Annotated in this window: 22 protein-coding genes and 1 pseudogene; 3 read left to right on the top strand and 20 right to left on the bottom strand. The window is 35.9% G+C overall.

The features are described from left to right. The 3 genes from ACE025_RS01100 to ACE025_RS01090 all read right to left on the bottom strand — a co-directional run bounded on the left by ACE025_RS01100 (position 1) and on the right by ACE025_RS01090 (position 2,643). A complete protein-coding gene (locus ACE025_RS01100) occupies positions 1 to 876 on the bottom strand; it encodes a phosphotriesterase family protein (RefSeq protein ID WP_485936585.1) in 876 nt (291 codons plus the stop codon). Positions 877 to 950: 74 nt separating this feature from the next. Further along, positions 951 to 2,255, bottom strand: coding sequence for a YhfT family protein (locus ACE025_RS01095; protein WP_485936583.1), 1,305 nt, complete (start codon positions 2,253 to 2,255; stop codon positions 951 to 953). Positions 2,256 to 2,277: 22 nt separating this feature from the next. Then, on the bottom strand, positions 2,278 to 2,643 hold the full coding sequence (locus ACE025_RS01090; RefSeq protein WP_485936581.1) for a DUF2620 domain-containing protein: 366 nt from the start codon (positions 2,641 to 2,643) through the stop codon (positions 2,278 to 2,280). Positions 2,644 to 2,819: 176 nt separating this feature from the next. On the opposite strand from ACE025_RS01090, the gene ACE025_RS01085 reads away from it, so the two are divergent. Beyond that, entirely contained in the window at positions 2,820 to 3,866 is a 1,047-nt protein-coding gene (locus tag ACE025_RS01085; protein WP_485936579.1) for an amidase family protein, read from the top strand. Between the two features lie 118 nt (positions 3,867 to 3,984). Here ACE025_RS01085 and ACE025_RS01080 read toward each other — a convergent pair whose 3' ends face one another. From ACE025_RS01080 to ACE025_RS01030, 11 genes are all read right to left on the bottom strand, one after another. After that, the gene (locus ACE025_RS01080) at positions 3,985 to 4,695 is read right to left on the bottom strand and encodes a transaldolase (protein WP_485936577.1); all 711 of its coding nucleotides are present in this window, start codon (positions 4,693 to 4,695) and stop codon (positions 3,985 to 3,987) included. A 30-nt stretch (positions 4,696 to 4,725) separates the two neighbouring features. Then, positions 4,726 to 6,093: a PTS ascorbate transporter subunit IIC gene (ulaA, locus tag ACE025_RS01075; protein WP_485936575.1), complete on the bottom strand. Its 1,368-nt coding sequence runs from the start codon at positions 6,091 to 6,093 to the stop codon at positions 4,726 to 4,728. A gap of 16 nt (positions 6,094 to 6,109) precedes the next feature. Continuing rightward, positions 6,110 to 6,394: a PTS sugar transporter subunit IIB gene (locus ACE025_RS01070; RefSeq protein ID WP_485936573.1), complete on the bottom strand. Its 285-nt coding sequence runs from the start codon at positions 6,392 to 6,394 to the stop codon at positions 6,110 to 6,112. A gap of 15 nt (positions 6,395 to 6,409) precedes the next feature. Further along, complete coding sequence (locus ACE025_RS01065; protein ID WP_485936571.1) at positions 6,410 to 8,467, bottom strand: BglG family transcription antiterminator; 2,058 nt, start codon at positions 8,465 to 8,467, stop codon at positions 6,410 to 6,412. A 188-nt stretch (positions 8,468 to 8,655) separates the two neighbouring features. Next, positions 8,656 to 9,513, bottom strand: coding sequence for a MurR/RpiR family transcriptional regulator (locus ACE025_RS01060; protein WP_485936569.1), 858 nt, complete (start codon positions 9,511 to 9,513; stop codon positions 8,656 to 8,658). Positions 9,514 to 9,758: 245 nt separating this feature from the next. Continuing rightward, positions 9,759 to 10,088 carry a PTS lactose/cellobiose transporter subunit IIA gene (locus ACE025_RS01055; RefSeq protein ID WP_485936567.1) on the bottom strand — a complete coding sequence of 110 codons (330 nt, stop codon included), beginning with the start codon at positions 10,086 to 10,088 and terminating at the stop codon, positions 9,759 to 9,761. A gap of 23 nt (positions 10,089 to 10,111) precedes the next feature. Then, the gene (locus tag ACE025_RS01050) at positions 10,112 to 11,197 is read right to left on the bottom strand and encodes a DUF871 domain-containing protein (protein ID WP_485936565.1); all 1,086 of its coding nucleotides are present in this window, start codon (positions 11,195 to 11,197) and stop codon (positions 10,112 to 10,114) included. A 24-nt stretch (positions 11,198 to 11,221) separates the two neighbouring features. Continuing rightward, on the bottom strand, positions 11,222 to 12,394 hold the full coding sequence (locus ACE025_RS01045; RefSeq protein ID WP_485936563.1) for a GNAT family N-acetyltransferase: 1,173 nt from the start codon (positions 12,392 to 12,394) through the stop codon (positions 11,222 to 11,224). Positions 12,395 to 12,435: 41 nt separating this feature from the next. Further along, positions 12,436 to 12,738 (bottom strand): hypothetical protein, encoded by a 303-nt coding sequence (locus ACE025_RS01040; RefSeq protein WP_485936561.1) that lies wholly within the window; start codon positions 12,736 to 12,738, stop codon positions 12,436 to 12,438. Between the two features lie 69 nt (positions 12,739 to 12,807). Then, on the bottom strand, positions 12,808 to 14,130 hold the full coding sequence (locus ACE025_RS01035) for a PTS sugar transporter subunit IIC (protein WP_485936559.1): 1,323 nt from the start codon (positions 14,128 to 14,130) through the stop codon (positions 12,808 to 12,810). A 54-nt stretch (positions 14,131 to 14,184) separates the two neighbouring features. After that, the gene (locus tag ACE025_RS01030) at positions 14,185 to 14,490 is read right to left on the bottom strand and encodes a PTS sugar transporter subunit IIB (protein WP_485936557.1); all 306 of its coding nucleotides are present in this window, start codon (positions 14,488 to 14,490) and stop codon (positions 14,185 to 14,187) included. A 222-nt stretch (positions 14,491 to 14,712) separates the two neighbouring features. Between ACE025_RS01030 and chbG the strand changes: the two genes are divergently transcribed. Then, complete coding sequence (gene chbG, locus ACE025_RS01025) at positions 14,713 to 15,441, top strand: chitin disaccharide deacetylase (protein ID WP_485936555.1); 729 nt, start codon at positions 14,713 to 14,715, stop codon at positions 15,439 to 15,441. A 147-nt stretch (positions 15,442 to 15,588) separates the two neighbouring features. Here chbG and dgoD read toward each other — a convergent pair whose 3' ends face one another. Genes dgoD through ACE025_RS00995 form a run of 6 tightly spaced genes read right to left on the bottom strand, consistent with a single transcriptional unit; the run spans position 15,589 to position 21,690 of the window. Continuing rightward, on the bottom strand, positions 15,589 to 16,734 hold the full coding sequence (gene dgoD, locus ACE025_RS01020; protein WP_485936553.1) for a galactonate dehydratase: 1,146 nt from the start codon (positions 16,732 to 16,734) through the stop codon (positions 15,589 to 15,591). Positions 16,735 to 16,774: 40 nt separating this feature from the next. Then, entirely contained in the window at positions 16,775 to 18,184 is a 1,410-nt protein-coding gene (locus ACE025_RS01015; protein ID WP_485936551.1) for a PTS galactitol transporter subunit IIC, read from the bottom strand. A 22-nt stretch (positions 18,185 to 18,206) separates the two neighbouring features. Further along, complete coding sequence (locus ACE025_RS01010) at positions 18,207 to 18,482, bottom strand: PTS sugar transporter subunit IIB (RefSeq protein ID WP_188204299.1); 276 nt, start codon at positions 18,480 to 18,482, stop codon at positions 18,207 to 18,209. Positions 18,483 to 18,500: 18 nt separating this feature from the next. Beyond that, on the bottom strand, positions 18,501 to 18,974 hold the full coding sequence (locus ACE025_RS01005) for a PTS sugar transporter subunit IIA (RefSeq protein WP_485936766.1): 474 nt from the start codon (positions 18,972 to 18,974) through the stop codon (positions 18,501 to 18,503). Between the two features lie 2 nt (positions 18,975 to 18,976). Beyond that, a complete protein-coding gene (locus tag ACE025_RS01000) occupies positions 18,977 to 19,621 on the bottom strand; it encodes a bifunctional 4-hydroxy-2-oxoglutarate aldolase/2-dehydro-3-deoxy-phosphogluconate aldolase (protein ID WP_485936548.1) in 645 nt (214 codons plus the stop codon). Then, the gene (locus ACE025_RS00995) at positions 19,618 to 21,690 is read right to left on the bottom strand and encodes a BglG family transcription antiterminator (protein WP_485936546.1); all 2,073 of its coding nucleotides are present in this window, start codon (positions 21,688 to 21,690) and stop codon (positions 19,618 to 19,620) included. The genes ACE025_RS01000 and ACE025_RS00995 overlap by 4 nt, the downstream gene beginning before the upstream one ends. 463 nt (positions 21,691 to 22,153) lie before the next feature. Between ACE025_RS00995 and ACE025_RS00990 the strand changes: the two are divergent. Next, positions 22,154 to 23,320: pseudogene (locus ACE025_RS00990) on the top strand (nucleotide sugar dehydrogenase). Positions 23,321 to 23,495: the final 175 nt, after the last annotated feature.

Genomic DNA, 23,495 nt, shown 5'->3' with positions numbered 1-23,495 from the left:
TTACATATAAAATCGTTTGGGATTTTCCACTAGCATTTTTTCAACAAATTCTTTTGAAACGCCGCCTTCTAAAATCATCGGCACAAATGTATCCAGCAAATAGGAGTACCCGATTCCATTTTTATATTTCAAATTAGATTTTCTCGTTATATCCATGGATAAGAAAACTTTGTCTGTATATCCTGCATCTTCTATAGCCATCAACATTTCTAACCGCTTTTCATCCGGCATGTAGTTTTCTTTTCCTACAGTATCAAATTCCACATAAACCCCTTCGCTCAGTAAAGACAGTACATAGTCCGTATCACCTGTAAGATCAACATGACCTATCACGACTTTTGATAAATCGATAGTATGTTCTTTGAAGAACTGTATTTGCTCTTTTCCGTAAGTGCCTAAGGTGGTGTGTGTGGTTATTGGCACTCCTGTTTGATTATGCGCGATCACAGCTGCTTTAAATACTTTATATTCACGATCAGTCATTTGGTTTTTACTTGTAGCGATCTCACCTATTAATTCAGCTCTATTGTCTGTTCCATCTATACCGATAGTAATGTCTCTTATCATGACTTCCGCCATTTCTTCTATCGTGTGGTCATCTACAAAAGAAGGAATAAACTTATCTTGATACCACCCAGTTGATTGGATGATGTTCATACCTGACAGCTCAGCAACTTTTTTTACATAATCAGGATTTCGATTCATACCCATAACTGTGACATCAATTATATTTCGAACCCCTTTTGTATATAATTCTTTATATTCCTCAATCGTCTCATCAAAACAATTTAAATTGGTATCATCAGTCTTTTTCAAAGAAGACAAATCAATCGTTGTATGTTCATGAGCATAGGTTATTCCTTCTACTAAAGGCATACTATCTCTCCCTTTTATCATCCAAAGATAAGGGTGCTAAACTAAGAACCTAATTTAGCACCACTGTTAAATCATTAGCCCGCTACTACTGGTGCCCAAAGTCCTAAAAGATATAAGATATTTACAATGATACCCAATACAATTGCTGCTACAGGTCCAACAGCCATATTTACTAATGGTTTTTTAGCTGTTTGATTTAATAAGTAAACTCCAATCAGCCAAAAATACCCGATTCCAGGGGCAATTTGCTCACTAGCTAATGCTCCACCAATCAATAAAGCAATTTCAAGCACACGATTCATTGCTGTACGGATGTGTTCTCCCATTTCTCTTACTCCTGGGAAACGGTCTAAGCCTTTAGCAGCACTATTTAACAACATGATTTCAACAAACATAACCGCTGCTCCGGCAATGAAAGCAAAGATTGGATGACCTTGTAATAAGAGACCAATCACAAAGACAAAAGTTGTACCTGATGGACTGTATACACCCGTTACAATAGCAGTTGAGAATACTAAGGGAATGAATCCAATACCACGTGCAAATGCAGCTAATGCTGCCTCTCCAAATTTCCCTTCACTCATTAAGTTTAATGAAATAGGATCTCCTGCAATGATAACTAAACTTGTTGCAGCTGCTACTAATCCACCAGTAAGCGATAACAAAACGGCGTTCTTTTTGATTCTTGTTACTCGTTCAACAAAAATACTTACAAGGTTTTGATTATCTGTACCTTCACCTTTTACACGTACCGCAAAACCAACCATCAGAACCATGCCGACTAGTAATGACATACCTTCAGCACTTAATGTAAAGCTAGTTCCGCTTGCTAAAGTAATCGTACCAAATCTTTTAACTAATACTAGAGCTAATGTACTAAGACCTAAAGTCAGAGCTCCCTTTTTGAAACCATGTTGATAAGCAATAGCTAATGCTGGGAAAACAGCAAAGCCAACTACAATTGGAGTTCCAACTAACCCTAAAGCATCTAAGAAGTTAACAGGCATCAATGCAAACATATCAACAACTACTTGTAACCCTATGGTAATTCCGATTCCCCACAGTGCTCCAATAATACCTGCAATGATCGTTCCTTTTTTTCCTTCAGGAGTCCATGTTCCAATAATGTCTGTCATCAAAAGAATACTATGTACTAAAATAACGCTTGCTCCAAGTGAAACAGGAATGCCGAAACCAATAACTAAACCAAAACTAACAGCAAAACTTGTCGCAGCTAGTTCTTTCTTCCCAATTACTTTATCTAAATATTCAGGTATAACAGGTCGCAATCCATCATTAAAAACTGCGATTCCTTTGTTGGCCATCATGGCCGCCAGCGCACCTAAAGCGCCTACAACTACTAATTGAATAATATCCATCTTGTTTTCTCCTTCTCAATGCCTAATTTATTTTTTTTAATTCATCCATAATTGTTGGTACAACTGTGTCTTTGTGTTGAGCAGTAAATCCAAAAGCTTTTTTCCCATTTTGAATGTTTTCTCTTATTTTTTCTTCCGGCATTATATTTCCCGGCATAGAGACAGTCACTGTAGCATCTCTTCCCACTAGGGCAATTGCCATAGCAAGTGCGCCTCCGCCACCTGTGTTGCAAGCACCCAGATAGTAATCAGCTGCTCCGCTTTTCAAAGCCATTGCTGCTTCTAAGTCGCTTTTAGTTTCTATCTCAAACTTTCCGTCTCCATATTTTTCTACTAATTCTGCTACTTCTTTTTTATCGATTTGTCCACCTACAACAATTTTTTTCATCATTATCTCCCCTTTTGCGTTTTTTCAATATACATTTTTTTGTATATTGAAAGAGAAAGCGTTCTCTTTAGAAAGAGTATAACGGACTTCATAAAAAGAAACAAGATTTATTTTTTTATTGCTTATTTTATTTTTAACGGTAATATAAGTTTACAGTTTAGAAAGGAGCATATCATATGAACAACAATTTAGTTATCAATGCAGCAAAAAAAAGTTTTATTGCACTAAAAAATCCTTATCGCTCTGTCATTAAAGCTTTTCCAGAAATAATAAGTTATTTTGACAGTGACTCTATTGATTATCACTATGTAGGAGTAAAAAATAAAAAACATATCCCTCGTTCTCTTTTAGATAAATTAAAAGAAAATGGAAATTACCTTCTCCATACAGTTGATGCTTACAGTTTAGGCGGAAGAGCTATTGATATTTCTTTGAAAAACCCCATTAGCGGAAGACCAATGACTGGTTCTTCAAGCGGAACAGCTATCAATGTTTTGATTGGCATAAATGATTTAGGCATTGGTACTGATGGTGGCGGCTCTGTTTTAGCACCTGCAATGGCAGTAAATATTTTTGGTTTTATCAGTAATCTTATTGAAGAAGATCATGTAAAGCAATTTATTAACCAATCGACAGACAAAATCTCTTTTACCGTTTCTATTGGGTATATGACTCGTACATTTAAAGAGATGCAGCAAGCTATATATGCAACTTTCCCTGAGTGGGAGAACATAGACTCTAATAACAATGATCTTACTATTTTCAATTTACATACGCAGAACAATAGACATGAAATTGCTGAAAAGATACAGTATGGCGAAATCATTTCAGTGACTCATCCTGATTTATTAGGACCTCGTGAACCGTTGATTTCTTTTTTAAACTCTCATTTAACAAATTGTGATTTCTTGATTTCTGAAGAAGGTCCTATAGATTACCGTGGTCTGGGGGATACGATAATAGGCCATATGGGAGAAGAAGCATCTCTACAACAAAGACTAGGTAAAAAAGGATTGGTCCGGGTCGTAAACATGGCCAATGCAACTGCCCTCGTAGTTCCTAAGCAGGAGTTCGCTGCTGCCTATGTATTGATTTGCGAATCGTCACCTGCCAAAATTAAAACCATGTTGAACTTTGCAGAAAAATTAGCTTCTCCACCAGATAAACTCACACATTCTTATTTATCTAACTTTGATAATTATTTTCCTGAAGAATTTATATAAAAATACTTTCTTTTTATATAAATTTAGATTCTTATAGATAGAATATATAAAAAGGCTCATGTTTTTTATCGTGACTAAACAAGTCAGCAATAAAAAACATGAGCTTATATCTATAGATTTAAAGAATACTATATCCTAACGATTTAATATCTGTATTAAACATTTTTACTGTATCTAGAGAAAGTTCTTCTAAGTCTTTACCAACATTTTTAAGCTTTGCAATCAAATCTGGGGTACACGTAATAATATCAGCGCCTACTTCCTCTGCTTGAAAAATGTTTAGAACTTCTCTTGAGCTCGCCCAGAGTAGTTTAGTACCTGTTTTTTTTCGACAAATTTTTACCGATTCTTTCATTGTAGGTATAGGGTCAACTCCAGTATCCGCAATACGACCTGCAAAAACGGATACAATATTAGTTGTTCCTTCTGCAAATACATCTACCGTTTCTTTTACTTGATCAATTGTCAAAATAGCTGTCACGTTTAGAGACAATCCCTCTTTGGACAAATCGCGGATCAAGGGGATAGAAGACTCTCCTTTTGTATTTGTGATAGGAATCTTTACAAATACGTTATTTCCATATTTTGAAATTTTTAACGCTTCTTCCCTCATCACGTCAAAATCGTCACTAAAAACTTCAAAAGAAATAGGTACGTCTGGAAATTCTGTTACTACTTCTTGAGCAAATTCAGTGTAACTACTGATCCCTGCTTTTTTCATTAATGATGGATTTGTTGTAAAACCAGAAACCTTTCCACTCTTATAAGATTCTTTCATTTTTCCAATATCGGCACCATCTGAATAAATATCAATAGATAAAGACTTCATATTATCAGTTCTCCCTTAATTTCTTTTTTATTACTCTTCCATCTCAACATTGTTCAACGCTATTGCAGAGGGTCTTAAAATACTTGGCAAGATAAGTACTACTACCAGGACAACAATAATGATATAAATTCCAATATTACCTAGCCACTCACCGGCCTTACCTAAAAGAATACCTATAACTCCAAAATCCAAATCTCCAAAAGTTGTATCACCAAAACCTAAATCACCAAGTACTGGTAACAATAAAGCTGGAATGAATGCTAGTCCTAACCCATTAACAAATGCCCCAATGATCGCTCCTCTTCTTCCGCCTGTTGCATTACCATATACTCCCGCTGTAGCTCCACAGAAAAAGTGAGGTACTAATCCAGGAATAATCAGAATACTTCCTGCAAAACCAAGGACAAACATCCCGATAAGTCCGCCAGCGAAACTACTAATAAATCCTATGATAACCGCTGTTGGTGCGTACGGGAAGAATACCGCACAGTCCACCGCTGGAACAGCATTAGGAATGATTTTTGTTGCAATACCTTGGAAAGCAGGAATTAAGTCTGCTAAAATCATACGAACCCCTGCATAAACAATCGCTACTCCTACAGCAAACCGCAACCCAGACATAATTGCATAAATGTATGGAGATGTATCTGCTGATAAAGTCGATACGAATTCTGGTCCTGCTGCAATAGCAGCTACTAAATAAAAGATGACCATCGTTAAAGCAGTAGATATGGTAGTATTTCTTAAGAAACTCCATTGTTCTGGAACTTTAATGTCTTCAGTACTTTTACTGTTTTTGCCAACTAAACTACCAATTGCTGCTGAAATATAATAACCTATACTCCCGAAATGCCCCATAGCAACTTCATCTCCGTCAGTTGCTAGTAACGTATATTTTTGTCCGATTGCAGGAGAAATAGAACTCCAAGCTCCTAAGAAGAATCCACCGATCAAAATAAGTGTCCATCCTTCAAATCCAATAGCCCCTAAAACCGCTGACAAAAGACAAGCCATGAAGAAACTATGATGTCCTGTTAAGAAAATGTATTTGTATCTTGTAAATCGAGCAATTAAAACGTTAAAAATAAGACCTAGAATTAGTATACTCATCGTCTCGACACCTAAAATGGTTTGTGCCACTGACGTTATGGCCTCATTGTTAGGCACTACGCCACGGATATTGAATCCAAACTCTATCATTTGAGACAACGGTGTTAAGTTACTTGAAATGACGTCTGCACCGGCTGAAAGCATAATATATCCTAATATTGGTCCTAAAGTTCCCGTCAAAATCTTATGGGACGGAGATTTTAATGCAATTAACCCAAACATGGCGATTAACCCCATAAGAAACGCAGGTTCTCTTAAAATATCTCTAAAAAAGTTTAATATAGCCATTACTATTCCCTCATCTCTAATTGTTTTTAGATAATTCTAATAATATCGGCAGTACATCCTCCTTTATTTTTTTCTTATTCATATAGCTCCTTGTTATCGCCACCTTTTGATCTTTCTCAAAAATTCCAGCGAACTCTTTGACTGTAACGAATAAATCAGCATCTTTTCCAACAGCCGCGTTAGAATCAATTGATTCAGCATCTATGGAGATCCCATTTTCTTTCGCTAATTCTTCAACTTTCATTTTCAGCATTAAGCTGCTTCCAATCCCATTTCCACAAACAGTGATTACTTTCAACATAGCGATCTCCTCCTATTAAACTTGGATAATGTTTTTTATTTTGTTGTATATTTCTTCTTCACTTTTAGTCTGAATTAGTTCATCGATGTTCTCCTCTTCCTCAAGAATTTGAGTTAATTGTTGTAATGCTTTTAAATGCCCTGTACTATCTATAGCTGCCAAAATAAAAATTAAATGCACCTCTCTGTCTTCATCAGATTCTTTTACGTCAATGTTAAAGTCAATCGGATTTTTACTGTGTAATAAACTAATTCCTAATTGTTTGACACCGTCTTCTGGACGAGCATGAGGGACTGCTACATGCGGAGCCAAAACTATATAAGCTCCTAGCTTTTTAACTGTATCCACCATAGCAGCAATATACTTCCCGGTAATGTAATCTTCTTCTAACAAAGGTTTTGCAGCTAGACTAATAGCCTCTTCCCAACTCAACTCTGCTTCTGTAAATTGAATAAATTTTTTCTGTAGTAGATCAGTCAAATCCTTTTCTCCTTTATTATTTTCTTCCACTTCAGTTTTATGAAGAATGGCAGAAATTCGATTATAGAGCTCTTTCCTGTTTTTTATAACAGTAAATTCATCTATTACATTAATAATTTTAGTAAGTTCTTGATGCTGGATACTCGTTTCAATATTAAAACTTTCTTTTACTTGAGATGTCAAAATCTCTTTTTCAACTTTATTTAGAAATGGTTTAGTTAAAAATACCGGCTTTTCTGTTTCGAAATAAGTAGTGGAAAATACCATATCATATTCCTTCAAATCAATTTTTTGAGCTTCCACTAGACTGTGGATACTACTAAAATGGATATTTGGGAAAAGATCTTTTAGTTGAGCTTGCATAATAAGTGAAGAGCTAACACCGTTTGGACAAATGGATAAAGCTTTATAACTGCTTATATCATTGGGTTGAGTAGCCAGACTTCCTCCGAAATGGATAGTGAAATAAGCAACTTCATCAACAGGGATAGGTTTCCTTACCTCTATTTCGAGTGGCAGTAAGCCTTTTTCCACGAGGTAATAGAGGTCATTGTATTCTTTTTTTATTTGTTTAGTGTAAGGATTATTAGATCTGATACCATATTTGATTCTGAAATACGCTGGGATAAGATGCTCAAATAACTGATTATTCAAACATTCTCTATCTTGAAATTGAACCCCAATAATGGCTTGTACTCTATTAATTATTTGATCTGCCAACCATTCAAACTTTTTATCTTTATAGAATTCTTTGTTGCCTTGTAATACGCCAAGAAGCCTAATAGTAATGTAGCAATTTTCTAGTTTGTTATTTTCAATAGATAAGGTAGAGGCAACTTTCTCTCCCATGAAATAAATCGGATGATTTTCAATATAATCACTATCTCTTTCTTTCAACGATAATTTTAGAGAAGTTTCTCTTTTTTCTAAAAAGTCGAAAAAGAAAATCACTTCTTTTAGCCTGTCATAAGCAAAAGCAACTCCAAATTCTTTTGACGTTTCTAAAATTTCTTTACTAATTCTTTCACGGTGGCTATCCAACTTCCATTGATGCTGAATATAATCTAATAACCATTCACCAATGGTTAAAGAAAGAAGTTTTTCAATAGAATACGAAGCTAAATTTCTGACATCATATTCCTGTCCAACAAAATCATAACCATCTTGTCTTGTATAAATCAGCTGAAGATTATAGCTCTCACACAACTTACGAACTTTTTTCAAGTCAAGAAGTACTGAGTTTTTGCTAAGTTGTAAAATTTCTTGATAGTGATTATTTGAGATAGGCTCTCTTTTTATAAAAGTGTAAAGGATAATCAAATAAATTCTTTCATCATGCAGTAATAAGTCTCTCGTTTGAATCAGTTTGGATTCTTTTTCCCAAGCTTCAATAGTTTCATTAGATACTCTGATTTTCCCATTATCTAAAATAATTTCAGGAATTTTTAAATATCTAAACTCTGAATTTACTTTTTCCAATTCCTGCCAAAATTTTTTCTTTGAAATATGAAGTATTCCTGAAATTTGAGAAACCTCTCTATTGTTATTTTCAAACAAAGAACGTATGAATAAAATCGATTCATTTGTTAACATCTTTATCTCCTTTCTAAGTTAAGTTTATCAGAAAACGTTTTCTAAAAAATGGGTATTGGGCACAACTTACCAGACTGAAACCTTTTCTGGATTGTGCTCATTCCTAGATATTTAATATAACTCAAAAAACCACTCATTATAGATAGATTATTTCTCTATCTATAATGAGTGGTTTTTTACCTTCTTAACTAAATATTACTATTATATTGAACTATCTCTTCTCGAGATCGTTTGATTTTCTCTGAGACATTATCAAAGTCTTTTGAAGCGTAAGTATAAAACAAGACATCTACTGCAATAATTTGGGCATGCAATGAATTAGTGACGATGCTGCTCGCAGATGCATCTTGTGTTTTTACTGTCTGTAAATGATAACTGACTTTTTGAGCTAATGTGTTATGCCCGAACTGAGTCAGACCAATCGTCTTAACATGGTTTTTTTCAGCTATTTTAATCAGTGTGATAATTTCTTTTGTTTCTCCGGAGTTAGATATACTAAAAAACAATGCATTTTTGGGTGCTGCGGTTAACAAAGCCACTAATTGATGATCATCTGTGGGACAAATCATGATTTTTCCGATTCGACTCCATTTTTGAACAATATTTTCGGCTACTAATCTAGATGCACCTACTCCATATACATAAACAATACTTGCATTATAAATCAGTTCAGTGATTCGTTCTATATCATCTTCGTCCATCAAAGCCATTGTTTCTTCCATTGACTTAAACGCATTGCCTAATAATTTATTCTTTATTGTATGGGTATTTTCCTCTGGCTTGATTTCTGCGTACCCAGCCTCATCTACTGAAACGATTTCAGCTGATAAATTAACTTTTAGTTTTGTAAATCCATTGATACCTATGCGGTTGCACAAACGAATGACAGCTGTTGAATTGGAATCAGCGGCTTCTCCAAGTTGTGCGGTCGTCATTTTAATGGTCTCTTCAGGATTCGTTAGAATATACTCGCCAATCTTTTTTTCAGAATTAGGAAGGTCATCGAGCACGCTTCTAATTCGTCCCAAAATATTATTTCCAACCATGTTTTTCACCTCGTATAATCAAAAGATACAGGAATTCTGACTAGAAATCAATCTAATGATAATACGGTATTTTACCTAAAATATCAGGTTTTGTTGCTTTGTCCACACTTGAGGGTTTTCTTAACACATTCGTTTGATTAGCCAGTATGCTCGTCTCTAATCATGACTCTTGAATATCCACCAATGCTGCATCTACGCCATCTAAAAATGTCCCCAACATTAATCCTACTGCTAAAGTCATCTAATCACCCTTTAACAGTTTTTAAAGCATTTAATTCTTTCTGCATTTCAATCATTTGTTTGATCAAAGCTTGTTCTGCCATAGAAGTCATCAATTGATCTTGCGCGTGTATCAGCAATAAACTAATCTTGATGTCTGTTCCTCGAATTTCATCTTGAACTAGTTTAGTCTGTGTATTGTGTGCCAAATTCATTTCTTGTTTGCATTCTTCCAACAAGCGGTCACTCTCTTCATAATCGGTTTCACGCGCTTTTTCAAGCGATTCATATGCCAAAGCTCGTGCATTTCCACCATGACCAATGATCTCAAATATAATCGTTTCCAATTCTTCCATTTCGTTTCGACTCCTTTAAGGGCTTATTTTAAGTTAAACTGAAATTTTTGCCAAGGTTTTATGTAGTCTAGTAAAAAGCGTTCTTCCTCTACTACTCGACCAACTACATTAGACTTGCCTGAATTTTTCATTGGTTGCAGAGCTATTTGCAGCTCCCCAGCATAATGAGCATACAAGGAAGATTCAACAATGATATCCCCTTTTTCCATATCTGGTGTGTGGAAGGGTACAAACTCATGGCCTTTGTATTTTACTCGGCTTTGCGTTGAACGAATGACATAATCTGAAATATCTCCACGATTGAAATGGAATTCTTCCATCACGATTTTTTCTTCCAATTCAGGAATATCCTCTACTAGTTCACAGTTCAAAGTCAGCTGGTAAGGATTAATCTCACTTAAAGCTTTCAATTCTTCTTCACTGGCAAATGCATTCGCAATAATCACGTCATCAATTACTTCTGTTGCCCACAAGTGTTTCGCTTGGACTTCAATCGGCAACTTGCGGTGCATCTCAAGGGTGCACAATCCTTCATTTACCGGCCAAGGACCAATGTGTGCAGATGGTGAATTGACAAATGCCGCTGTGACGATTCCATGTTTTTTATAATCCTTGCTTGTTTCGATGAAGTGCTCGTAATTTAATCCAGTGTAACGATGCGGATAAAAATTGTGACATCCCATCAAGTTAGCCATATTCGCTTGATAACTGAATATATTGTCTAAGTATTTTGTACCGCTGCTGATATTCAATTCAATTTTCAAGTCTTGGGGGTTAAATGTCATGATTGACTCTTCATTTCCAGTAAAGCCCATGTCCAGACGAATGCCGTCTGCTCCGATATCTTTAAAAAAGGTGAGATCCTTGTAACTGATGCCCAACTCATCAAAAATTTTCGGACTGACATCAGCAATCACTTCCATTCCTTTTTCTTTAGCATGAGTGATCACCTCAGTAAACTCTTTTACAATTGCGTCTTTATCTCCTTCCACAGACAATAAACATGTAAACACCCGTTTAAAGTTGTATTGAGCTGCTAAATCAACATAGTCTCTAATTTCTTGTACAGAACTATGGTTAGGATAAACCGAAATACCTAATCGTCTCATATCTTTCTTCCTCATTTCTTTTCATTAAAAATGCTCGTAAAATTGTGGTCGTTCTTTTGGAACTGCTTGATCCCAATCCTTTAGTATTTGTTCGTTACCTTCAGCTTTTCCATGATAATGATACCATTTAAGGTACTGATAGCCTGATAAATAAGAAGACAAACTTGAAATATCTATTTTCAAACACTTTCCAGTTGGGATTTTATCTTTAGTTACTTTCTTTACTCGGTGAGAACTGATCTCATAAAAGCCTTGATTCCAAGGTGCAAATACATCTGTTACATTCAAATACAGTTTTTCAGTGTGTTCTTTGAAGGGATACATAGTTAAGAATTGTTCTACATCTACGATTCGAATCATCTTATCATGCAGCAGCTCTTGCTTGAATTGCGGTTCATCCCACAATGTCCCAAATGAATCTTGAGCCGCTGCTAAACCTGTTACGGTAGTAAAATTAGATCGGTGTGTTTTAATAAACTCCCATAGTGACCGCTCGGCTTCTACATTTAATGTAACCTGGTCCAATACTATCAAGCTTTGTCCTTTTCTTACATATCGAATATAACCTTGAAGATTACCTTTTGAATCTATACTCATCGCAAATGATGCGTCTGGATCTCTCATTTCCAACCTTTTCCACCAAGCCTCATCTCTCAGCATCACACCATTGGTATGGAGAGCATAATCCTGGTAAAGCTTTTTGACTTGATCGAGATATTCACGTTTGTCATTATAGTCAAAGCGAAGAACTCGTCCTATATTTTCTTCTTTTAAAGGCAGCTGGTACATCGACACTTCATACTGTACTTTATCAAAAAACAATTCCCATCCAAAATACCGATAGAATGAGACAGAGAATGGTCCTAATATAGAAACCCATTGCTTTTGTTCCCTCATTCTCTCCAAGCTGATTTTGATTAGTTGTTTCACAATACCTGCATTGCGGTATTCCGGATAAGTTGCTACAAATCCGATTCCGCCCATCTGATACTGTTGACCGTGTATATTCATCGCTAAAGGAAGAATCACTATTTGACCTGCTAAAGCGTCTCGATCAAAAGCTCCAATAATCGTACTGACTTCGGCCCAATACTTAAAATCCTCAAGTCTTTTTCCAGAATAAGCATTTAGAAAGCAATAGTCTTTGATTTTTATAACTTGATCGATCTCATTTTTTTTTACATTGCGGTATTCCAATCCTTTTCTACCTCCCTAAAATTTTCAATGGCTTGTTCGATTTATTTATTTCCCTTTTTAGGAAATTGATCAGCACGGACCATCCCTTTGATTTCCCCTTTTTCAATCATTCGACGACCTGTTTCAAAAAACATGATAGCAAATAAACCGGATAGTAAGTATAAAGTACTGCTAACACTTGCCGGGATAGTCGGGAAAATAACACTTGGAATCAGCACGATCAAAAAGGCTGAAAACCCAAAAATCCAACGATTGACAAAGATGCCTTTTTTCTGCAGCCAACCAACAGACTTAACCCCTGTTAACACAAATACAATTAGCACTAATATGATGCCTAGTCTCACTTCTTTTTCCTCCTTTTAAAAAATTAATAAGAACAGGCTGAATAGTATCCACTAAACAGCCTATCTGATTTATCCTGCTACTGTGTCTGCTTGCACATTATTTTTTTCTGCCATTTCTGCATGTTCTTCCTCTAACATCTTCTTATCGTATACTTTTACAAATGGATAATAGATTAATGCTGCGATTGTAATATTAATGAGTACTAAAGCAGCTGCTTTCCAGTCGTTTCCAGCGGATAAGAACGCCCCTATAGGCGCTGGTAAAGTCCAAGGAGCATTAACAGAAAAACCGTTGATCATTCCAAACTTAACTGCAAAATAACTGATTGTTGTTGTCACAGATGGTGCAACGACAAAAGGAATCGCCAATATTGGATTCATTACGATTGGCGCCCCAAAAATTAGTGGTTCATTGATGTTGAAGATTGAAGGGATGATTGAAAAACGCCCTACTTGTTTTAGATAGGCTGATTTTGTAAACAGCAGCATCAAACATAAGGATAAGGTTGCCCCAGATCCGCCGACCCAGACTAACCATTGATAGAATTGTTCCGGTGCGATGTAAGGAAGTTTATTTGCAGGCACTCCACTGACCATTGCCTGTCCATTAGCTTCTAACATGACTAGCCACATTGGACGGACGATCGATCCAATTACACTGACCCCATGTACTCCAGCTGCCCATAATAAAGTGATTAAGATAACTGGAAGTAAAACGCCTAATAAATTATTTCCTAAAATATTGTTTAATGGTGTGAAGATTCCAATCAACATTGAATTGATATCAAACCCAAGCAAAACTCGAATAATCCAAACGACCACAATAACAAATGTACCAGGAATCAGTGCTTCAAAACTTCGCGCTACTGAATCAGGTACTTGCTCTGGCATTTTGATCATTAAGTTCTTTTGTTTAAATAAACGCAGTACTTCAACAGCAAAAATCATCGCTAAGATTGCTGAGAACATCCCTGCACCACCAAGGTTTCCCATTGGTAAGACCCATCCAATAGCGTCGCCTTCAGGCAGCATTGCATCAACGTTTACTGGAATCGTCAGCATTAAGAATGTCGCTAAAGAGAGAACTCCTCCAGTAACACCGTCCAATTTATAAGATTTAGATAAGCTGTATCCCATACCATAAGCCGCGTATAAAGACATCAATCCTGTTGTAATACGAAATGGAATTGCGATTTGAGCAGCGTATGGCGCAATCGCCTCTGCCCAAGAGGCAATTGGAGGATTACCAATTACTAAAAAGAAACAACCGATAATAATTAAAGATAATGTCGAAATAACTCCATCACGAATAGCTTTTAAATGTTTTTGTTCTGAAAGTTTAGCTAAAGGCGGCATGAATTTTGTTTCCAGCCAGTTTAAAAAGTTCGTCATATTTACTCTCCTTTGTATTGAATAGTAAAAACCAAAGCTTTTTTAAGTGAAAAATTACTGATATTTTTTGATAACTTCCAATGTTTTTGGAGCGCCTATCGGGGTATACCCCATCGGCTCAACTTTCTCTATCGGTACACCGCTTTCATTTGCATATTGCTTAAAAGTATCAAATTGGTGTTTCACTTGTGGAGCCACCAAAAGCAACTTGTAGTCCCCATTTTTCAATTCATCTTCTACAGCTCCAGATCCAACCGCAATCATATCTAAATCAACATTTTGTTTTGCAGCTTCTGCCTTGATAGCTTTTACGACAATCGCACTAGACATTCCACCTGAACAAACCATTATTACTTTCATTTTCTTCCTCCTCGAATAAAATAGATTAAAATAAAGGATACTTGTAAACAATTTATTATTCTTTTATGACTTCTCTCTATCCTCCTTAAAATTCTGATATACTGATAATGTATCCCCTTTCAAAATGAGTATATCTTAAACGGAATATTATTTCAATTTAATTATTTAAAATATAAAATATTATTTCAAAAACCAAAATCTAAAAGGAGCTGTAACCTAGTTATGAAGAAACTAATCATCAACGCTGACGATTTCGGATATTGTAAAGGTGTAAATTACGGCATCATTGAGGCCTATAAAGAAGGTATCCTCACTTCTACCACTATGATGGCCAACATGCCCGGATTTGAGCACGCGTTGGAGTTACAACAGCAGCACCCTAACCTTGGTATCGGCGTTCACTTGACCCTGACTACAGGCACTCCAGTTTTACACCACTTGAAAACTATCATAGATACAGAAGGAAACTTCCGCAACCAAGCGTATTACAAAGGCTCTTTCATCATTGATCAGACAGAAGTTTATGACGAATGGAAAGCACAAATTGAAAAAATCTTAGCTGCTGGTGTCCAGCCTACTCATCTCGATACGCATCATCATGCGAACCTTTTTGGTAACTTTAACGACATCTATTTCAAGCTGGCTGACGAATACAACTTGCCGGTTAGAAACAACTTTAACAACCAAGATTCAACAAGAAGAACTACAGATGGATTCGTGTATACTATGGAAACTGCTCTACAATCAGAAGGGTCTTTAAACCAGTTATTTGCAACACACAATTCGGTCGAGATCATGTGCCACCCTGCTTTTTTAGACAAGTTTTTATTGGCAAGTTCGTCGTATACTTATCCTAGAACAGAAGAACTGGACTTGCTGACCCGACCTTCAATCAAAGAATTAATCAGTCAACAGGACATTATTGAATTAGCGACCTATCGAAGCATATAAAGGTGCCATACATAAAAACGCCCTGTTTCAGCAACTACTATCTAACTAATTACGCATAACCCATATATACCAAAAAAGCTCTGATTCCTCTCGACATGGAGAGAATCAGAGCTTTTTCTATGCTACCTTTTAAAATAGTTGCTTATTTTACCATTCAGCTATCGTTCCATCATAGTTTTTCCATTGAGGATTCGTCCAAATTAGTCCTTCCTGAGAGATTTCTTCAATCAGCTCTTCATTCAATTCAAGACCTAGTCCTGGTTTGGTTGGCAGATCTACGAAACCATCTTTATATTGGAAAACCTCTTTATTGTGTACGAAGTCTAATAAATCAAAACCTTTATTGTAATGAATCCCTAGACTTTGTTCTTGAATGAACACATTTGGAGTACAAGCATCTACTTGCAACGTCGCTGCTAAGGCAATAGGTCCATATGGCGCATGAGGAGCAACAGCCATATCATAAGCTTCCGCCATAGCGGCTATTTTTCTCGTTTCTAGAATCCCGCCTACAAGAGCAACGTCAGGTTGAATAATATCAATCACACCCGCTTTGAAAATATTCTTGAATTGCCATCTCGAATTCAATCGTTCCCCTGTCGCTAATGGTGTAGCTACATGTTGGGCAACCTCTGCGAATGCTTCTTCATTTTCTGGCAATACCACTTCTTCTAAGAACATCGGTTTAAACTGCTCCAGTTCTTTTGCTAACACTTTGGCCATAGGCTTATGAACACGACCGTGGAAATCAACAGCTATTTCCATGTCAAAACCAAGTTTATCTCTAATAGAACCTACTCGTTCGATAACGGCTTCAATTTTTTTGTATGAGTCAATATAATGCAATTCTTCTGTCCCATTCATTTTAATCGCATTAAAGCCTCTATTTTTTCTATCCATTGCTTGTTCTACTACTTCATTTGGACGGTCCCCGCCAATCCAAGAATAGACTTTGATATTGTCTCGAACAGCCCCACCTAGAAGTTCATAAACAGGAGTATTGAAAAACTTTCCTTTAATATCCCATAAGGCCATTTCAATTCCTGAAACAATTGTACTATTTATAGGACCGCCACGGAAGAATGAACGATGCAACTCTTGCCAAATACGTTCAATTTCAAATGGGTTGCGTCCAATAATCCGTCTTCCCATTTCATAAGCCCCAGCTACAACAGTTTCTGTTTTTGTTCCAGAAATCATTTCTCCCCAACCATCAATACCTTCGTCCGTACTGATCTTGATAAAGATCCATCTTGGCTTTATCTTATATACTTTTATATCTGTGATTTTCATGTTGTGCCTCCTGTTTTATTCTTTTCTACATCAAGCTGTGTTAATTGGTTTGTTCGACTGAAATATCTCCAGTATCACCTTCAACGTTCGCTGCATTGCGCTCTTGTTGTTTAGGTTTAATCACTTCAAAGTAATACCAAGAAGCAGCAATGACAACTACCATGATCGGCATCGTCACAAATAGATTTCCTGTGAAGGCTAAGAATACTAAGAAACTATGAGTCAAACTCGTTGCTGCAAATGATGAAATCAATAATGCCCCACCAGCTATAGCAATATCGATACCAACATTTTCAGCGATAGCTGTTAGAGCAGGTGCTGTAATAGAGCCTGCGTATAGTAATGCAGTAGTCGTTGCTAAACCAATAACTAAGTTTTTGAATAAATTTCCTTTTGTTAAAGCTACGACTAAAGCTACACGGAAAGGAATAATCGCCAAATCGGCAAAAGGCAACATTCTGTTTCCTGGTAAGATAACTGCTAAAGCGATTGTTAATGGGATGATAATCAAAGCTGTAGTAATAACATCTTGATTTCCAACAACGACTGCTGCATCCAAGCCAATGAATAGTTTTCTGTTTTTAAATTTCTTTTGACTCCATTTTTGTGCTGCTCCTGAAATAGGCATCAACCCTTCCATAAACATAGAAGTCATTTTTGGAATTAATACTAATACTGCTGACATGCTCACACCTAATTGAAGAATAGCTGTTAGATCATAACCAGCTAAAGCTCCGATAGCTGATCCTAAGATCAATCCCATAATCATTTGGTCTCCGAAGAATCCTAAATATTTCTGTGTATCTTTCAATGAGAAGTTGATTTTATTTACTCCGGGAATTCTGTCCATTAACCAGTTCAGCGGCCAAGCAATTAATAGTGAGGATGTTGCTGATACAGTTGGTAATGAAACTCCTGGGATCCCAAAGAACTTTTCAATCATTGGTTGAGACCAATCTGCAATTTTAAACGTTGTAATAGCCATAACAATAGACGCTGCTATTCCTAAGGCAACATTCCCTGTAATGTAATGAACCATAATTCCTACGATTGCCATATGATGATAGTTCCAAATATCTACATCTAATGTATCAGTCCATTTGAAAATCAACATCAGAATGTTTGTCGCTAATATACCGAAAATCAAGATAGCGATGATAGGAGATGACCAAGTAACAGCTGCGATTGATCCCCAACCTACATCAAGTACATCTAATTCAACTCCGATATTTTCAACCATTGCTTTAGCAGCCGGACCAATATTAGATGTCATATAATCTAATATCAAGCGAATACCTGCAAAACCAATTCCTAATGTCAAACCTGATTTAAAAGCTTTAGAGAGTTTTAAACCAAAAATCAACCCAATAACCGTAATGATGACGGGCAACATAACGGTTGCCCCAGCATCTATCAGCCAATTAAAAGCTGTCATGATAACATCCCACATAGTTTATTCTCCTTTTAAAAAATTATTTTAAATACCCTACAATTTCTTCTAACGTTTCTTCTTGTCCGATACCTGTTAATAGAGATAATGCTCTAACAATTGGAGTTCCAATGTTTCCATCAAATTGACCTGTTGTTACGATCAAATCATAGTCTTCTGCTTTTCCAGGTACTTCCATCAATTTACATTGATTCGTTGAAATGCTTACCCCTTGTTCTTCAGCGTAATCTCTAATTTTTGAAGCCACCACTGTTGATGTTGCAATTCCATTTCCACAAGCTACTAGTACTCTTTTCATAATATAAAATCTCCTTTTTTATTGGTTTTGAGGTTCATAAAAATATGGTATGACCATTTCCAAAATATCTGATTTAGATTTGCTATCGACTATTTTTCTAGTTAATTTTTCATCTTGAATAATTGAGACCACGCGCTGCAGCATTTCAATCTGACCATGTGGTTCACTGATTGCCAACATAATAACAATTTCAATATCTAAAGGTGTGCTGCTATCTTCCATTGAAAAAAACGTAACTGGCTTTCGTAATATACCAATAGCAATCGTCGTCTTTTCTACCAATTGATAATTAGCATGCGGGATAGCAATTTTTGCTCCTATAGACGGTAGTCCTGTTGGATAAACCTCTTCTCTTTCTAATACTGCTTCTTTAAATTCTTTTTGAACATATCCTCGTTGGATCAATTCATCCGTCAGAAAGTTTAAAACTTCTTTCTTATCGTCGAATACCAAATCTACGAAAATCAGTTCTTCATTAAAATCCAAATCCAAACTCATTGAGAAACCGCCTTTCTATCATGGAAAACTCTCTCTTCAAATGCTTCCAGAGATTTTGTTAATGCTGATTTGTTTTTTGATAAGATGTCTTCTTTATTAAAGATTCCTGAAGCGATACCGACATAACTTGCTCCGCCATCTAAGAAATCATTTGTGTTATGGCTGTTGACTCCTCCAACTGCCATAAGCGGCAACTCTCCCAACGGACCCTTCATAGCTTTGAAATGAGACAGCTCCATGGACGTTGCTGGAAAAAGTTTGACAATATCTGCTCCATTTTGAAATAGTTGATAGACCTCTGTAGGCGTCATTCCTGCTGGAATCGTCTTAATCCCTCTTTCCTTACAGTAATCAAAAGTCTCCTTCTCCAACATAATAGGTGATAAGATAAATTGTGCTCCTGCTTCAATAGCTTTTTTCGCATCTTCCAAATCCAAGACAGTACCTGCTCCTATGAAGAGTGACTCTCCAAATTGATCAGCAACTCTTTTGATAGTTTCAAAAACATCAGGTGAATTTAGTGTAACTTCAACAGCAAAGTGTTCTCCTTTATCAGCCAACACTTCCATCACACTATTCACTTGATCATAATCATATCCTCGCAGGATAACGGTCACTTTGGGGAATTCTTTCTTTTTCATTTCATCAACTCCTCAGTTTTATTTATAATGCAGTGCAAAACTTCTGCTGGGTCACTCAAAGACATCAGCTTAGCTATTTTTTCTTTGTCCTCCGCTAAACACGCCAATTGATTAACCGCTTTCAAATGAAGGGTTTGGTTATAAATAGCTAAAGGAGTGATCAGACTTATTTTTTTGTTATTTCTGAAAGTCACTGGTTGTTTTAAAATCAGCATCGCAAATGCATCTGAGATAACTCCTCTTTCAGAAGAAGCATGAGGGATAGCCATGCTGCAGCCTAAAAAGCTGTACGTTTCTTCAGTATCATTTTGTTCAATCAACGCTTCGACATAGTCTGGGGTGATCGCTTTTTTTTCTAGCAATGGTTGGCATGCCAGTCGAATAGCAGTTTTCCAATCTTTTACTTCATCTACTACTTGAATCGTCTTTTCTGAAAGGTAAAAGTCTAACCCAGGTAAACCTTCTTCTCTGCTTATTGAACGACTCTTCGAAGGTGAATCCTTCTCTATCAATTGCCTTAAGGCATGTTTTAACCCTGATTCATCTGTAATAGATGCATAATGACTCACTACTTTCAGTACCTCTTCAGTCGAAAAGCCGTTACTCCTTAGCCCCAACTCATTTAATACTTGAATACTCAGACTATTTTTTTCGCTTTCTGTTAACAACGCATTAACTAAAAACACTGGTTTGTCTGAATTTAAAGGGACCGTAGTAAAAACAATGTCGTATTTCTTATGGTATTTTTTAAATTCACGGATAGACAAAGCTGGTAAAAAGATAAAGTCAGGAAACAACTTACTTAGCGTCAACCTTAGGAGCTTTGAAATGGAAATTCCATTTGTGCAAACAACTACTGCGTATATCTTGTTATCCAAATCAATCCCTTGCCTCATCAACTCAGCTCCAAAAAAGAAAGAGATCAAGCTAAGTTCATTCTTAGGTATTTTTTCATGAATCAACTTTTCTATTGGATACACAGTTTCCTTTACTAAATCAAACAGCAGCGAATAATTTTCATTTCCTTTGATAAAATTATGATAAGTGTCAGAGTCAAATGTTAAATGATATTTGAGTCGATAGTAAGCTGGTCGTAAATGAAGTAAAAGTCTATTGATAAATGACTTTTTATCTTCAATAGTGATATAAGATTTTTCTTCAAACGATTTGACCATCTCATTAATTGCAGTCACTAAAGTGTCATCTTCCATATGTTCTACTTCTGTATATTGCAGACTTGCCGTAAGAAACTGAAGTACTAACCATTCTTTTTCTTGTTTTGGCCAATAACTGTACTCTTCTAACATCTCACAAGTAATCCGATATTCTTTTGTACCATTCATTTCCAAGAAACCATTATGGAAATCAGCTTCAATTAGATGCCCTTGCTCAATACGTCTTTCATTTAATAAAATAACGTATGCCATAGCCTCAAAGCTTTGATCTGTATAATATAAATTGAGTTGTTTTTCTATACTTTTAATTTTGTCATGTGCATTATCTATTTTTATTTTTGTGATTCGAGAAATCGCTTCGTCTCCTTGATACACTTTTAATAGTTTTGAAATGATGACTCGAATGAGTTTTCGAACATTGATTTCCATTCCTACAATGTTATATCCAGTGATTCTTGAGTAACTGATTTTCAAATTGTCATTCTCTAACATTTCATTTGCCAACTTTAAATCATTTATCACAGTATTTTTACTTACTTCAAGTATTTCAGCAATATGAGCTAGGGAAACATCTTCCGTTTTAGCAATAAGATATAAAATCAAAAAGAGTACTCTTTCATTTTCAGTAGGAATGTAATAAGTAGTCTTTTTGCTAACAAACGGTTCTGATTTAGTCAGATAATCTATAATTTGCTTTTTTACTATAAAGTGTCCATTTCGACTTCTGTCAATTTTAGGTAATTCAAGAGTTATTAAGGATTCATTGATTTTCTTTATAGAATAATTTATCTGCCTCCTTGTTAAATTCATTGATTCTTCCAACTCTTTGCTTTTTATCTGAGGATTTTTGATCAAAGTTTTAACAATGTCTAAACTGCGTTTATCTAGAAACATTTTATCTCCTCCTGATGCCTTAATTATACATAGACAAAAGCCTGTTTTGAAATCGTTTTCGAAACAGCTTTTGTCGCACATCATCTGAAAATTTGTCATAGTTTGGGATGTAGTTTTTTAAATTATGATCCATAATAGAAAAATAGCGGCTTGATTTTTTAAGAAATCCAGCTGTCAATTAGAAATTCATCTGTCAATTAGAAATTCATCTGATAACCAAAATCAAGCTTCTCATCTAGAATGTTAAACCACAATTTATTTTATTATTGAAAGACTTTTCTACTATTATTAGATGTTATTTACATCTTTACAGGTGTCGCATTAGTAATTATTTCCTCCCCACCTCGATTAATCACCAAATCCCTTTATTTAACATTGGTATATCAAAGAAATAATTGTTTTAGCGGGCTTTTTTTGATACGATTAAAACGTTATATACATAAAAAAGAGGAAGTGCACTTGAATGAAGATTACAGTAGTAGGATTGGGGTATGTTGGTTTATCTAATGCCGTTCTTTTAGCTCAGCACAATCGTGTGCGTGCATTAGAAATTGTCTCTGAAAAAGTGGACATGATCAACAAATAAAAATCTCCTATCGTAGACAAAGATATCGAAGAGTACTTAACTACAAAAGAACTAGATTTAACAGCTACAACCGATAAAGCATTCGCATACGAAGGTACAGAATTAGTTGTCATCGCTGCACCTACAAATTACGATGACAAAATGAACTATTTTGATACTTCTGCTGTAGAAGTAGTTATTGAAGACGTTCTAAACTATGCACCTGATGCTACAATGATCATCAAATCAACGATTCCTGTTGGGTATACAAAAGCGACTAATGAAAAATACCAAACAGAAAACATCATCTTCTCTCCAGAATTCCTGCGAGAAGGAAATGCCTTATATGATAACTTATACCCGTCGAGAATCATTGTCGGTGCTCAAACGGATAAAGCTAAATCATTTGCGGACTTGATGGTTCAAGGAGCACTTAAAGAAAACATCGATGTATTATTTATGAAATCGACAGAAGCTGAAGCCGTTAAACTGTTCTCTAATACTTACTTAGCTTTACGTGTAGCCTACATCAACGAATTAGATACTTATGCGGAAGTTAGAGGATTAGACACGAAATCAATTATTGATGGCGTTGGATTGGATCCGCGTATTGGAACTCACTACAATAACCCATCATTCGGTTATGGCGGATACTGTCTGCCGAAAGATACAAAACAATTACTGGCTAATTATGAAGAGGTGCCGAACAATATTATTGGCGCTATTGTGGATGCGAACAGAACGAGAAAAGATTTCTTAGCTGGACAAGTTGTGGCTAAAGATCCAGAAGTAGTAGGAATCTATCGTTTGACGATGAAAACCAACTCAGACAACTTTAGAGCTTCTTCTATTCAAGGAATTATGAAGCGCATCAAAGCTAAAGGTATCGAAGTAGTGGTTTACGAACCTGTTCTAAAAGAAGACGAGTTCTATCGTTCAAAAGTTATTCGCGACTTAGAAGAGTTCAAGAAAATCTCAGATGTGATCGTAACCAATCGTTTCACAGAAGAACTAGCTGATGTTGAAGATAAAGTGTACACGAGAGACTTGTACCACGATAATTAAGCTCTTATTAGGGATTTTGATCCTTTCAAATGAGAGTTAATGCTGCTATTTAGAGTATTGACGAGATTATACGCCAATACTCTTTTTATTCGTTAAATAAATAAAAAAAACTAGTGCATTTTTATTTGGTAACGCTTACAATAGAGGTGTACGAAATGTTGCTAATCCCTAATGG

Source organism: Desemzia sp. AGC72, from assembly GCF_057334175.1.
Note: the sequence above shows the minus strand (reverse complement) of the source record. Positions and strands in the feature narration are given on the sequence as shown.

Excerpts from the sequence above, each read along its gene's own strand:
- ACE025_RS01100 (WP_485936585.1), bottom strand. The coding sequence starts at position 876 with ATGCCTTTAGTAGAAGGAATAACCTATGCTCATGAACATACAACGATT.
- ACE025_RS01095 (WP_485936583.1), bottom strand. The coding sequence starts at position 2,255 with ATGGATATTATTCAATTAGTAGTTGTAGGCGCTTTAGGTGCGCTGGCG.
- ACE025_RS01090 (WP_485936581.1), bottom strand. The coding sequence starts at position 2,643 with ATGAAAAAAATTGTTGTAGGTGGACAAATCGATAAAAAAGAAGTAGCA.
- ACE025_RS01085 (WP_485936579.1), top strand. The coding sequence starts at position 2,820 with ATGAACAACAATTTAGTTATCAATGCAGCAAAAAAAAGTTTTATTGCA.
- ACE025_RS01080 (WP_485936577.1), bottom strand. The coding sequence starts at position 4,695 with ATGAAGTCTTTATCTATTGATATTTATTCAGATGGTGCCGATATTGGA.
- ulaA (WP_485936575.1), bottom strand. The coding sequence starts at position 6,093 with ATGGCTATATTAAACTTTTTTAGAGATATTTTAAGAGAACCTGCGTTT.
- ACE025_RS01070 (WP_485936573.1), bottom strand. The coding sequence starts at position 6,394 with ATGTTGAAAGTAATCACTGTTTGTGGAAATGGGATTGGAAGCAGCTTA.
- ACE025_RS01065 (WP_485936571.1), bottom strand. The coding sequence starts at position 8,467 with ATGTTAACAAATGAATCGATTTTATTCATACGTTCTTTGTTTGAAAAT.
- ACE025_RS01060 (WP_485936569.1), bottom strand. The coding sequence starts at position 9,513 with ATGGTTGGAAATAATATTTTGGGACGAATTAGAAGCGTGCTCGATGAC.
- ACE025_RS01055 (WP_485936567.1), bottom strand. The coding sequence starts at position 10,088 with ATGGAAGAATTGGAAACGATTATATTTGAGATCATTGGTCATGGTGGA.
- ACE025_RS01050 (WP_485936565.1), bottom strand. The coding sequence starts at position 11,197 with ATGAGACGATTAGGTATTTCGGTTTATCCTAACCATAGTTCTGTACAA.
- ACE025_RS01035 (WP_485936559.1), bottom strand. The coding sequence starts at position 14,130 with ATGACGAACTTTTTAAACTGGCTGGAAACAAAATTCATGCCGCCTTTA.
- ACE025_RS01030 (WP_485936557.1), bottom strand. The coding sequence starts at position 14,490 with ATGAAAGTAATAATGGTTTGTTCAGGTGGAATGTCTAGTGCGATTGTC.
- chbG (WP_485936555.1), top strand. The coding sequence starts at position 14,713 with ATGAAGAAACTAATCATCAACGCTGACGATTTCGGATATTGTAAAGGT.
- dgoD (WP_485936553.1), bottom strand. The coding sequence starts at position 16,734 with ATGAAAATCACAGATATAAAAGTATATAAGATAAAGCCAAGATGGATC.
- ACE025_RS01015 (WP_485936551.1), bottom strand. The coding sequence starts at position 18,184 with ATGTGGGATGTTATCATGACAGCTTTTAATTGGCTGATAGATGCTGGG.
- ACE025_RS01010 (WP_188204299.1), bottom strand. The coding sequence starts at position 18,482 with ATGAAAAGAGTACTAGTAGCTTGTGGAAATGGAATTGCAACATCAACA.
- ACE025_RS01000 (WP_485936548.1), bottom strand. The coding sequence starts at position 19,621 with ATGAAAAAGAAAGAATTCCCCAAAGTGACCGTTATCCTGCGAGGATAT.
- ACE025_RS00995 (WP_485936546.1), bottom strand. The coding sequence starts at position 21,690 with ATGTTTCTAGATAAACGCAGTTTAGACATTGTTAAAACTTTGATCAAA.